General features: G+C 59.7%; 10 protein-coding genes. 8 read left to right on the plus strand and 2 right to left on the minus strand.

The features are described from left to right. The first annotated feature begins 173 nt into the window (after window positions 1–173). The 8 genes from ACLH0H_RS04880 to ACLH0H_RS04915 all read left to right on the plus strand — a co-directional run bounded on the left by ACLH0H_RS04880 (window position 174) and on the right by ACLH0H_RS04915 (window position 10919). Window positions 174–1802, plus strand: coding sequence for an ABC transporter substrate-binding protein (locus ACLH0H_RS04880; protein WP_411381192.1), 1629 nt, complete (start codon window positions 174–176; stop codon window positions 1800–1802). A gap of 364 nt (window positions 1803–2166) precedes the next feature. Continuing rightward, on the plus strand, window positions 2167–3711 hold the full coding sequence (locus ACLH0H_RS04885) for an ABC transporter substrate-binding protein (RefSeq protein WP_411382367.1): 1545 nt from the start codon (window positions 2167–2169) through the stop codon (window positions 3709–3711). 171 nt (window positions 3712–3882) lie between these two features. After that, on the plus strand, window positions 3883–5280 hold the full coding sequence (locus tag ACLH0H_RS04890; protein ID WP_411381193.1) for an OprD family outer membrane porin: 1398 nt from the start codon (window positions 3883–3885) through the stop codon (window positions 5278–5280). A gap of 81 nt (window positions 5281–5361) precedes the next feature. Then, window positions 5362–6960: an ABC transporter substrate-binding protein gene (locus ACLH0H_RS04895; protein WP_169374499.1), complete on the plus strand. Its 1599-nt coding sequence runs from the start codon at window positions 5362–5364 to the stop codon at window positions 6958–6960. Window positions 6961–7036: 76 nt separating this feature from the next. Beyond that, window positions 7037–8047 carry an ABC transporter permease subunit gene (locus ACLH0H_RS04900; RefSeq protein ID WP_003171721.1) on the plus strand — a complete coding sequence of 337 codons (1011 nt, stop codon included), beginning with the start codon at window positions 7037–7039 and terminating at the stop codon, window positions 8045–8047. 10 nt (window positions 8048–8057) lie between these two features. After that, entirely contained in the window at window positions 8058–8969 is a 912-nt protein-coding gene (locus tag ACLH0H_RS04905) for an ABC transporter permease subunit (RefSeq protein WP_099494034.1), read from the plus strand. Between the two features lie 10 nt (window positions 8970–8979). Continuing rightward, a complete protein-coding gene (locus ACLH0H_RS04910) occupies window positions 8980–9948 on the plus strand; it encodes an ABC transporter ATP-binding protein (protein ID WP_186688232.1) in 969 nt (322 codons plus the stop codon). Next, on the plus strand, window positions 9948–10919 hold the full coding sequence (locus ACLH0H_RS04915; protein WP_076951129.1) for a peptide ABC transporter ATP-binding protein: 972 nt from the start codon (window positions 9948–9950) through the stop codon (window positions 10917–10919). The genes ACLH0H_RS04910 and ACLH0H_RS04915 overlap by 1 nt, the downstream gene beginning before the upstream one ends. Window positions 10920–11012: 93 nt before the next feature. Here the strand turns inward: ACLH0H_RS04915 and ACLH0H_RS04920 are convergent, their stop codons facing one another. Both ACLH0H_RS04920 and ACLH0H_RS04925 read right to left on the minus strand, forming a co-directional pair. After that, window positions 11013–11345 (minus strand): hypothetical protein, encoded by a 333-nt coding sequence (locus ACLH0H_RS04920; RefSeq protein WP_411381194.1) that lies wholly within the window; start codon window positions 11343–11345, stop codon window positions 11013–11015. A 174-nt stretch (window positions 11346–11519) separates the two neighbouring features. Then, on the minus strand, window positions 11520–13103 hold the full coding sequence (locus ACLH0H_RS04925) for a peptide chain release factor 3 (RefSeq protein ID WP_411381195.1): 1584 nt from the start codon (window positions 13101–13103) through the stop codon (window positions 11520–11522). Between the last annotated feature and the right edge of the window lie 21 nt (window positions 13104–13124).

Raw genomic sequence — 13124 nt, forward strand, 5'->3', positions numbered from 1 at the left:
CGCAAATATGTCAAAACTTTCATAATTGCGACATTCCTGTACGTTCGTACCACTGTTTGCCCCCGGCAACGGTTCAACATCTTGCAATGGGTATGGCGCCTGCATAAGTATCCGCAGGCCGACTCACGAGGTCGCCCTCACCACCAAAAATGACAACAAATCATGAGGCCAACATGCTTAAACACGCAGTCCTTCCGCTTTTAGTTAGCGCTGGCCTTATGGCCGCAGCCCCTTTCGCCCATGCGGCGACTAACCTGGTGTTCTGCTCCGAAGGGAGCCCGGCCGGTTTTGATCCAGGCCAGTACACCACCGGAACAGACTTCGATGCCTCGGCCGAAACCATGTTCAACCGCCTGACCCAGTTCGAGCGCGGCGGCACCGCCGTGATTCCTGGGTTGGCCACCAGCTGGGACGTGTCCCCGGATGGCTTGACCTACACCTTCCACCTGCGTGATGGCGTCAAGTTCCACACCACGCCGTACTTCAAGCCGACCCGTACCTTCAATGCCGATGACGTGCTGTTCACGTTCAACCGCATGATCAACAAGGACGATCCGTTCCGCAAAGCCTACCCCACCGAGTTCCCGTACTTCACGGACATGGGGATGGACACCAACATCAAGAACATCGAGAAAGTCGACGCCAACACGGTCAAGTTCACCCTTGGCACCGTGGACGCCGCTTTCATCCAGAACCTGGCGATGAGCTTCGCGTCGATCCAGTCCGCTGAATATGCCGCCCAACTGCTCAAAGATGGCAAGCCTGCCGACATCAACCAGAAGCCGATCGGCACTGGTCCGTTCGTGTTCAAGAGCTACCAGAAAGATTCCAATATTCGCTACACCGGCAACAAGGACTACTGGAAACCTGAGGACGTGAAGATCGACAACCTGATCTTCGCCATCACCACCGACCCGTCGGTGCGTATCCAGAAGCTCAAGAAAAATGAATGCCAGATCACCCTGTTCCCGCGTCCGGCCGACCTCAAGGCGCTGGGCGAAGACAAAGACCTGAAACTGCCGCACCAGGCCGGTTTCAACCTGGGCTACATCGCCTACAACGTCATGGACAAGGTCAAGGGCAGCGACCAGGCAAACCCGCTGGCCGACCTGCGCGTACGCCAAGCGCTGGACATGTCGGTGAACAAGCAGCAGATCATCGACTCCGTATACCAGGGCGCCGGCCAGCTGGCCGTCAACGCCATGCCGCCGACCCAATGGTCGTATGACACCACCATCAAGGATGCCAAGTACGACCCTGAGAAAGCCAAGTCGCTGCTCAAGGAAGCCGGCATCAAGGAAGGTACCGAAATCGTTCTGTGGGCCATGCCGGTTCAGCGTCCGTACAACCCGAACGCCAAGCTGATGGCTGAAATGCTGCAGAACGACTGGAAGAAAATCGGTCTCAACGTAAAAATCACCAGCTACGAGTGGGGCGAGTACATCAAGCGCTCCAAAGGTGGCGAGAACCAGGCCATGATCATTGGCTGGAGCGGCGACAATGGTGATCCGGACAACTGGCTGAACGTGCTGTTCGGCTGCGACTCGCTGTCCGGTAACAACTTCTCCAAATGGTGCGACAAGAAATTCGACGGCATCGTGAAAGAAGCCAAGGCCACATCGGATGTCGCCAAACGCACCGAGCTGTATAAGCAGGCGCAACATATCCTCAAAGATGCGGTTCCGATGACACCTATCGCGCACTCGACGGTGTATCAACCCATGCGGTCCACCGTGCAGGACTTCAAGATCAGCCCGTTTGGCTTGAATTCCTTTTACGGCGTGAGCGTAAGCGGCAAGTAAGAAGCCCTGGCGGCGACGTTTCATAACGTCGCCGTTATTGCATCTGCCTGGCCCGTAGGAAACAGACCACGCTCGTAATAGTTGCGTCCTACAGCAACGAACTGCGATCCGTGTCTCCGTTGCCTACAAGGTCAATCCGATTTAGTGCATTTACTGCCAGGTCCGCGACGCCTAACGTCGTAGGACAGCAGATGCACCTACTACGGAAAGGTACTTGCTGCGTGTGGGATCAGCGATGTCGCCCTGGCCGATTGCCAGGGCGGTTGCTCGCTGATGACAACTACAAACAAGGATCGGGATCGTCATGCGCCATACCACCGTTCTATCCGCAATTTTCGGCACCAGCCTGCTGGCTGTGGCCACGATGGGCCAAGCCGCCGACAAGCAGAGCCTGGTGTTCTGCTCCGAAGGCAGCCCGGCCGGTTTTGATACGGCGCAATACACCACCGCCACCGATAACGATGCGGCCGAGCCGCTGTACAACCGCCTGGTCGAGTTTGAAAAAGGTGCAACCAATGTGGTGCCGGGGCTGGCAACCAAATGGGATATTTCCGACAACGGCCTGACCTACACCTTTCACCTGCGCGAAGGGGTGAAATTCCACAGCAACAAGGAATTCAAGCCAACGCGGGATTTCAATGCCGACGATGTGCTGTTCACCTTCAACCGCATGCTTGACCCCGACCATCCGTTTCGCAAGGCCTACCCCACCGAGTTTCCATACTTCAACGGGATGAGCCTGAACAAGAACATCGCCAAGGTCGAGAAAACCGACCCGCTCACCGTGGTCATGACCCTCAACACGGTCGACGCCGCGTTCGTGCAGAACATTGCCATGAGCTTTGCCGCGATCCTGTCGGCCGAATACGCCGAGCAGTTGCTCAAGGCGGGCAAGCCGAGCGACATCAACCAGAAGCCGATCGGCACTGGCCCGTTCGTGTTCCAGCGCTATCAGAAAGATTCGCAGATCCGTTACGTGGGCAACAAACAGTACTGGGACCCGAGCCGGGTCAAGCTCGACCAGTTGATCTTCGCGATCAACACCGACGCCTCGGTACGCGTGCAAAAACTCAAGGCCGGCGAATGCCAGGTGACCCTGCATCCGCGCCCGGCTGACGTCGATGCGCTCAAGGCCGACCCTAAACTGCAACTGCTGACCAAGCCGGGCTTCAACCTCGGCTATATCGCCTACAACGTGCGCCACAAGCCGTTCGACCAGCTCGAAGTGCGCCAGGCGCTGGACATGGCGGTGAACAAGCAGAGCATCCTCAATGCCGTGTACCAGGGCGCGGGGCAACTGGCGGTCAACGCCATGCCGCCGACGCAGTGGTCCTATGACGACAGCATCAAGGACGCGGCCTATAACCCGGAGAAAGCCAAGGAATTGCTCAAGGCCGCCGGCGTAAAGGAAGGCACCGAAATCACCCTGTGGGCGATGCCGGTACAACGCCCGTACAACCCCAACGCCAAGCTGATGGCCGAGATGCTGCAAAGCGACTGGGCCAAGATCGGCCTCAAGGTCAAGATCGTCAGCTACGAATGGGGCGAATACATCAAGCGCACCAAGAACGGTGAGCACGATATCAGCCTGATCGGCTGGACCGGCGACAATGGCGACCCGGACAACTGGCTGGGCACCCTCTACAGCTGCGACGCCATCGGCGGGAACAACTACTCGATGTGGTGTGACCCGGCGTACGACAAGCTGATCAAGCAAGCCAAGGTCGTCACCGACCGCGAACAACGGACTGTTCTGTATAAACAGGCGCAGCAACTGCTCAAGCAGCAGGTGCCGATCACGCCAGTCGCTCACTCGACGGTCAACCAGCCGTTAAGCGCCAAAGTCGAAGGCTTCAAAGTGAGCCCCTTCGGCCGCAACGTGTTCTCGGGCGTCAGCATTACCCCATAAGAAAATAACCGGATTGCAGGAGAGCGAGATTGGCTCTCCGGCAAACGTGCAGCCATTTATTGGTATTTTTCCTACGGCAAACGTTTGCATAGCTTGAAAAGAGTTACACACCCAATAGTCGGATCACCAAAAAAGACCGGCATTAAAAAGAGAACCAAAGGAGCTTCACACATGAAACTGAGCAGCAAAGCGCTTCTGGCCCTGGCCATCAGCAGCATCACGGCCACCGCCTACGCTGAACCCGCCAGCCAGGACTTCGTTCCGACCACACTGGCCGGCACCAGCGCGCAAAGCGAGTCCAAGGGTTTTATCGAGGGTCAAAGCCTGGGCGGCACGACCCGTAACTGGTATGCGAACGAAATGAAGTTCCGCAACGACCGCTTCAGCTACACCAAAGACGGCGTGAAAACCCCGATCTCCCGTCGTATCAACTGGGCTCAGGGCACCATCCTCAACTACACCTCGGGCTTCACCCAAGGCACCGTTGGCGTCAGCACTGAAGTCGCTGCTTACAACTTCATCGCCCTTGACCGCGACCGCAAGGACATTGCCGGTGGTTCCAACCGTACCCTGGCTGACTCCGGCGGTGACGCAGTAGGCCAGTGGAGCAAACTGGGCCTGGCCAACGTCAAGTTCCGTGTTTCCAACACCACCTTGACCGCCGGTCGCCAGAACTTCAGCTCCGGTATCGTCGACACCATCGGTAACCGTGCCCTGCCTTCGAGCTTCGAAGGTGTGAGCTTCAACAGCGAAGAGTTCAGCAACCTGTCGTTCCAGGGCGGCATCTTCGATCGCGTTTCGCCGCGTACCGAACAAAGCCTGTCGAAATTCCGTTCCGAGTACGGCAATGGCCAGGAAACCGACAAGGTCAAAACCCTGGGCTTCAACTATCAGCCGTTCAAGAGTCTGAAAACCAGCGTGTTCGCCGCTAACGTCGAAGACTTCTGGAACCAGTACTACTTCGGTGCTACCCACGAATTGGGTGATGCACAGACCCTGGCACTGACTACCGGCCTGAACTACTACAAAACTACCGACACCGGCAGCAAGAAGATGGGCAACATCGACAACGATACTTACTCGTTGTCCCTGGGACTGACCCACCAGGCTCATAGCCTGACCTTCTCGTACCAGGAAGTGAACGGTGACGAGTACTTCGACTACCTGCACGAAACCAACGGCATCTACCTGGCCAACTCCCTGACCTCTGACTTCAACAGCCCGAACGAGAAGTCCTTCCAGATCGCCTACGGCATCAACATGGCCGAATACGGTGTGCCAGGCCTGAAGTTCAACGTCTACTCGGCTCGCGGCTGGGGCATCGACGGTACTCACTACAACGGTACCGCTTACGGCGAAGCCGGCGCATCGCGCAGTGACCTGCGTCTGATGGATGGCGAGAAACACCAGGAATACGGCGTTGGCACGTCCTACGCAATTCAGAGCGGCCCACTCAAGGCCACGACCATCCGTGGCACCTACGTGACTCACCGCGCCAGCGCTCAACAGGCTGACGGCAACATCAAAGAGTTCCGTCTGGTCACCACCATCCCGTTCAACATTCTTTAATTAGCGCCAGGTAAACGGCGGGCTCAGGACGAGCCCGCCGTCTACGTTTTTACTGGTCCCATCGATTGCAGAGGGTTCCGAATGAAAATGCTCCCGCTACAAGCCGCCATGGCTGCCGCGCTGTTGAGCGTGGCGATCGGCGTTTCGGCCAAACCACTGGTGGTCTGCACCGAAGCCAGCCCGGAAGGTTTTGACCCGGTCCTGTACACCACGGCCGTGACCGCTGACGCCGCCGCTGAAACCATGTTCAACCGTCTGGTGGACTTCAAGCCCGGCACCACCGAAGTCGTTCCCGCGCTGGCCAAGGCCCTGCCCGAGATCAGCGCCGATGGCCTGACCTACACCTTTCACCTGCGTGACGACATCAAGTTCCACACCACCGACTACTTCAAACCCACGCGCAACCTGAACGCCGACGACGTGCTTTGGAGTTTCCAGCGCCAGCTGGACCCCAATCACCCGTGGCATAAAAAGTCCCTCGTGGGCTACCCGTACTTCGAAAGCATGGGCTTCAAGGAACTGCTCAAGAGCGTAGAAAAGACGGACGATCACACCGTCGTTTTCACCCTGACCCGTCCTGAAGCACCGTTCCTGGCCGACCTGGGCATGGCATTTTCTTCAATTCATTCGAAGGAATACGCCGACCAGTTGCTCAAGTCCGGCAAGACCGATGACCTCAACGCCAAGCCCATCGGCACTGGCCCGTTCATCTTCATCCGTTATCAAAAAGACGCCCAGGCGCGGTTCAAGGCCAACCCTGACTACTTCCGCGGCAAGCCGGCAGTCGATCCGCTGATCCTGGCGATCAGCACCGATAACAACGTGCGCCTGCAGAAGCTCAAGGCCAACGAATGCCAGATCGCGTTGTTTCCCAAGCCGGATGACATTCCAAGCATCAAGAAAGACCCGAACCTGAAAGTCGATGAACTGGCGGCGATGACCACCAGTTACACCGCGTTGAACACCACCCACAAATACATGAGCGATGCGCGGGTACGCCACGCGATCAACATCGCGTTCGACAAGGCCGGTTATACCGAAGCCCTGTTCGGCAAAGGCAATGCAGTGGTGGGTACCGGCCCTTATCCGCCGACCCTGCTGGGTTTCAATGACAAACTGAAAAACCCGCCCCGCGACCTGGACAAGGCCCGTGCCCTGCTCAAGGAAGCCGGCGTACCGGAAGGCACCGAGTTCACCCTGTTCACCCGTAACGGCGGCGGCCCGACCAACCCGAACCCGATGCTCGGCGCCCAGCGCATGCAGGCGGATCTGGCGCAGATTGGCCTGAAGGTGAATATCAAAGTCATGGAATGGGGCGAGATGCTCAAGCGTGCTAAAAACGGCGAGCACGACATGGTTTCGGCCGGCTGGGTAGGTGATAACGGCGACCCGGATAACTTCCTCACGCCAAACCTGAGTTGCGATGCAGCGAAAAACGGCGAAAACTACGCACGCTGGTGTAACAAAGAGTTTCAAGACTTGATCGACAAGGCCCGCGCCGTCGCTGAACCCGGCCAGCGCGCTGCACTCTATGAACAAGCACAGGACGTTTTCGACAAGGACCAACCATGGCTTCCCATGGCTTACCCGAAACTGTTCACCGCCATGCGCAAGAACGTAGAAGGCTTCACCCAAAGCCCTCTGGGTACAAATAACTTCGCCACCACCCAGGTGAAGTAAATAAGAAAAACGCTCGGTGCCGTCGCTATTGACGGCGCCGGACCTGCCTAACCGGCTGATTGAGGTACACCACAAGATGTTTAGTTTTATTGCCCGCCGACTGGGGTTATTGATCCCCACGTTCTTCGGCATCACGTTGCTGACGTTTGCGTTGATACGCATGATTCCTGGCGACCCCGTAGAAGTCATGATGGGCGAACGCCGCGTCGACCCCGAGATGCACGCACAGGCAATGGAGCGCCTTGGCCTTAACAAGCCGTTGTATGCGCAATACCTGGATTATGTCGGCAAGCTCGCCCAGGGCGACCTTGGCGAATCGCTGCGTACCCGTACCAGCGTGTGGACCGAATTCACCGCCCTCTTCCCGGCGACCCTGGAACTGTCCATGGCCGCCCTGTTGTTCGCCGGTATCCTGGGCCTGCTGGCCGGGGTGATCGCGGCCTTGAAGCGAGGATCCCTGTTCGACCACGGGGTGATGGGCATCTCCCTCGCGGGCTATTCGATGCCGATCTTCTGGTGGGGCCTGATCCTGATCATGTTCTTCTCGGTCAGCCTGGGCTGGACCCCGGTGTCCGGGCGCATCGACCTGCTCTACGACATCGAGCCGCGCACCGGCTTCATGCTGATCGACACCCTGCTGGCTGACGAGCCGGACGCCTTCTGGGACGCACTGCACCACCTGATCCTGCCGGCCATCGTGCTCGGCACCATCCCGCTGGCGGTGATCGCGCGCATGACCCGCTCGTCGATGCTCGAAGTGCTGCGCGAAGACTACATCCGCACCGCCAAGGCCAAGGGCCTGTCGCCGGCGCGGGTGGTGTTCGTGCACGGCCTGCGTAACGCGCTGATCCCGGTACTCACCGTGGTCGGCCTGCAAGTCGGCACGCTGCTGGCCGGCGCGGTATTGACCGAAACCATCTTCTCCTGGCCCGGCATCGGCAAATGGCTGATCGAAGCCATTGGCGCGCGAGACTACCCGGTGGTGCAGAACGGCATCCTGCTGATCGCCTGCCTGGTGATTCTGGTGAATTTCGTGGTGGATATCCTCTACGGCTTCGCCAACCCACGCATCCGTCACCAGCGCTGAGATCATGACCATGACCACACCTACTCAAGTGTCAGCAGTCGATCAAAGCCTGCTGTACCCGTCCCCGTACAAAGAATTCTGGCAAGCCTTCTCCAAGAACAAAGGCGCGGTTGCCGGGCTGTTGTTCATGTTGCTGATCGTGTTCTGCGCGATCTTCGCGCCGTGGGTTGCACCGCATAACCCGAGCGAGCAGTACCGCGACTTCCTGCTGACCCCACCGGCCTGGCTGGAGGGCGGGCAGATCCAGTTCCTGTTGGGTACCGACGAACTGGGCCGTGACTTGCTCTCGCGCCTGATCCAGGGTTCGCGCCTGTCGCTGCTGATCGGTTTGTCGTCGGTGGTGATGTCGCTGATCCCCGGCATCCTGCTGGGCCTGTTCGCCGGGTTTTTCCCGCGCCTGCTCGGCCCGACCATCATGCGCCTGATGGACATCATGCTGGCCCTGCCCTCGCTGCTGCTGGCTGTGGCTATTGTCGCGATCCTCGGCCCTGGCCTGATCAACACCGTGATCGCCATCGCCATCGTGTCGTTGCCATCTTACGTGCGCCTGACCCGCGCCGCGGTGATGGGCGAACTGAATCGTGACTACGTGACCGCCGCCCGCCTTGCCGGCGCCGGTTTGCCGCGCCTGATGTTCATCACGGTGCTGCCCAACTGCATGGCGCCGCTGATCGTGCAGGCCACCCTGAGTTTCTCTTCGGCGATCCTCGACGCCGCGGCCCTGGGCTTCCTGGGCCTTGGCGTACAACCGCCAACCCCTGAGTGGGGCACCATGCTGGCTTCGGCCCGTGACTACATCGAACGCGCCTGGTGGGTCGTGAGCCTGCCGGGTCTGACCATTTTGCTCAGCGTGCTGGCAATCAACTTGATGGGCGACGGCCTGCGCGATGCGCTGGACCCGAAACTCAAGAACGCCGCCTGAGGAGATTCCCATGTCACTGTTAGAAATCAAGAATCTCAACGTGCGCTTCGGCGACAAGACCGCCGTGCCGGTGGTCGATGGCCTCGACATTTCGGTCGACAAAGGCGAAGTCCTGGCGATCGTTGGCGAGTCGGGCTCGGGTAAATCCGTGACCATGATGGCGCTGATGGGCCTGATCGAGCACCCCGGCATCGTCACCGCCGACGCGCTGAACTTCGACGGCAAGGACATGCTCAAGCTGAGCAACCGCCAGCGCCGCCAGATCGTCGGCAAAGACCTGGCGATGGTGTTCCAGGACCCGATGACCGCGCTGAACCCCAGCTACACCGTGGGTTTCCAGATCGAAGAAGTGCTGCGCCTGCACCTGAAAATGTCCGGCAAGCAAGCGCGCAAGCGTGCCATCGAGTTGCTGGAAAAAGTCGAGATCCCAGGCGCCGCCAGCCGTATGGACGCCTACCCGCACCAACTGTCCGGTGGTATGAGCCAGCGTGTGGCAATCGCCATGGCGATTGCCGGCGAGCCGAAGCTGTTGATCGCCGACGAACCGACCACCGCCCTGGACGTGACTATCCAGGCGCAGATCATGGAACTGCTGCTGGCCCTGCAGAAAGAACAGAACATGGGCCTGGTGCTGATCACCCACGACCTCGCGGTCGTGGCGGAAACCGCCCAGCGCGTGTGCGTGATGTACGCCGGCCAAGCGGTGGAAGTCGGCCAGGTGCCGCAGTTGTTCGACATCCCGGCGCACCCGTACAGCGAAGCGTTGCTCAAGGCGATTCCCGAGCACAGCCTCGGCGCCACGCGCCTGGCCACGCTGCCGGGCATCGTGCCGGGCCGCTATGACCGCCCGCAGGGTTGCCTACTGTCGCCGCGCTGCCCGTATGTACGCGACAACTGCCGCAGCGAGCGCCCAGCGCTTGATCCGAAAACCAACAGCCTGGCGCGCTGCTTCTACCCCTTGAACCAGGAGGTGGCGTAATGGCCGTCGTTCTTACCGCCCGCGACCTGACCCGTCACTACGAAGTGTCCCGTGGCCTGTTCAAGGGCCATGCGTTGGTACGCGCACTCAATGGCGTGTCCTTCGAGTTGGAAGCCGGCAAGACCCTCGCCGTGGTGGGTGAGTCGGGCTGCGGCAAGTCCACCCTGGCCCGTGCATTGACGCTGATCGAAGAGCCGTCTTCGGGCTCGCTGAAAATCGCCGGCCAGGAAGTCGCCGGCGCCGACAAGGCCCAGCGCAAGCAATTGCGCAAAGACGTGCAGATGGTGTTCCAGAGCCCGTATGCCTCGTTGAACCCACGGCAGAAAGTCGGTGACCAGCTCGGCGAGCCGCTGCTGATCAACACCAACCTGTCCGCCGCCGAACGCCGCGAGAAAGTGCAGGCGATGATGAAGCAAGTGGGCCTGCGCCCCGAGCATTACCAGCGCTACCCGCACATGTTCTCCGGCGGCCAGCGCCAGCGTATCGCCCTGGCCCGCGCGATGATGCTGCAACCCAAGGTGCTGGTGGCCGATGAACCGACCTCGGCGCTCGACGTATCGATCCAGGCCCAGGTACTCAACCTGTTCATGGACCTGCAGCAGGAATTCAACACCGCCTACGTGTTCATCTCCCACAACCTGGCCGTGGTGCAACATGTGGCCGATGACGTGATGGTGATGTACCTCGGCCGCCCGGTGGAAGTCGGCCCCAAGGAAGACATCTACGCCCGCCCGCTGCACCCGTACACCCAGGCGCTGCTGTCGGCCACCCCGACCATTCATCCGGATCCGAACAAGCCGAAGATCAAAATCGTCGGCGAGTTGCCCAACCCGCTGAACCCGCCATCGGGTTGCGCGTTTCACAAGCGCTGCCCGTATGCGACGGCGCGGTGCAGCACCGAGGAACCGCAGTTGCGGCCGTTGGATAACCGCCAGGTGGCGTGCCACTACGCGGAGCAATTCGTGGCCTGAGGCAACACTGCTCCCATAGCGTTCTACAGCCCTTCCCGTCAGGTTGCGCATCAGCCTGGCGGGAGGGGTTTCTTTTTGGCTGTGCGCCGCGTCTCAGGTCTCGCCGTCGTCGAAGGTTTCACTGTCTTCGCCTTCGTTGACGGGATTTTCCGGATCCTTGACGTCTGAAGGCTGGGGCTGCGGTTGCCAACTGCCGGAGTTGACCTCTTGCTGCTTTTTCTTGGTGACCGGGCCGGTGTCTTTCCACTGAGGCGTTCCCGCGCCTGCCTGCGCTGGGGCGCTCGAGAACCCCAGGGCGGCGAGCAATACCAGAAAGATAAAGCGCTCAACACTAGGCACGGTGTTCCCCTCTTCTGTCATCGGAATGAGAAACGCTAGACCGGATGTCAAGTTCTCGCCAGTGCCATGACGAATGAAGATCAACATGTGGGAGCGGGCTTGCTCGCGAAAGCGGTGGATCAGGCAGTACATCTGGTGAATGACGCACCGCCTTCGCGAGCAAGTCGAATCGTCGCACCGCCGCTCCCACATTTTTGATTTGCGCCAGCCAATAAAAAGGGCGAAGCCATCACAGCTTCGCCCTTCTTTACCGCTTAGAGCTTAATGGTGCTCGCGCGTCGCGCGGAACTTCACGTCCGGCCAACGCTCTTCCATCAACGCCAGGTTGACCCGGGTCGGCGCCAGGTAGGTCAAGTGCCCACCGCCGTCAATCGCCAGGTTTTCCACCGCCTTGTTGGAAAACTCTTCGAGCTTCTTCTTATCGCTGCAATCGATCCAGCGCGCGGAATACACGGTGATGGGCTCGTAGGAGCATTCGACCTTGTATTCCTCTTTCAGGCGGCTGGCGACCACATCGAACTGCAGCACGCCGACAGCGCCGAGGATGATGTCGTTGCTGCGCTCGGGGAAGAACACCTGGGTGGCGCCCTCCTCCGCCAGTTGCTGCAGGCCCTGGCGCAGTTGCTTGGACTTGAGCGGGTCGCGCAGGCGTACGCGGCGGAACAGTTCCGGGGCGAAGTGCGGGATACCGGTGAAGCCCAGCGCTTCGCCTTCGGTGAAGGTGTCGCCGATCTGGATGGTGCCGTGGTTGTGCAGGCCGATGATGTCGCCGGCGTAGGCCTCTTCTAGCTGTTCACGCTCGGAGGAGAAGAACGTCAGGGCGTCGCCGATGCGTACGTCCTTGCCGGTGCGCACATGGCGCATCTTCATGCCTTTTTCGTAGCGACCGGAGCAGATGCGCATGAAAGCGATGCGGTCGCGGTGCTTGGGGTCCATGTTCGCCTGGATCTTGAACACAAAACCGGTGAATTTCTCTTCAACCGGCTCGACGGTGCGCTCGTTGGCGACACGGGCCAAGGGTTTGGGTGCCCAATCCACCACGGCGTCGAGCACGTGGTCGACGCCGAAGTTGCCCAATGCAGTGCCGAAGAACACCGGGGTCAACTGACCGTCGAGGAATTGCTGCTGGTTGAATTCATGGCAGGCGCCCTGCACCAGCTCCAATTGGTCGACGAAGCGGTCGTATTCGTCACCCAGGTGGGCGCGGGCTTCGTCGGAGTCGAGCTTTTCGATGATTTTCACATCGGTGCGTTCGTGGCCATGGCCGGCGGTGTAGACAATGATGTAGTCGTCGGCCAGGTGGTACACGCCCTTGAAATCGCGGTAGCAACCGATCGGCCAGGTGATCGGCGCGGCCTTGATCTTCAGGACGGCTTCGATTTCATCCAGCAGCTCGATCGGGTCGCGGATGTCGCGGTCGAGTTTGTTGATGAAGCTGACAATCGGCGTGTCGCGCAACCGGCACACGTCCATCAAGGCAATGGTCCGGGGCTCGACGCCTTTACCGCCGTCCAGAACCATCAGCGCCGAGTCCACCGCGGTCAGGGTGCGGTAGGTGTCTTCTGAGAAGTCTTCGTGGCCCGGGGTGTCGAGCAGGTTGACCATGTGGTCGCGATACGGGAACTGCATGACCGACGTGGTAATGGAAATACCCCGTTGTTTTTCCATCTCCATCCAGTCGGAGGTGGCATGGCGGTCGGATTTGCGCGACTTCACCGTGCCGGCCACCGCGATCGCCTTGCCCATCAGCAACAGCTTCTCGGTGATGGTGGTTTTACCGGCATCGGGGTGGGAAATAATGGCGAAAGTGCGGCGTTTCGCGACTTCGGCGGCCTGGTGGGTCATGGGAAATCGCCTGGCAGGTGA

The organism is Pseudomonas sp. MPB26, from assembly GCF_046605355.1.
Lineage (GTDB): Bacteria > Pseudomonadota > Gammaproteobacteria > Pseudomonadales > Pseudomonadaceae > Aquipseudomonas > Aquipseudomonas cedrina.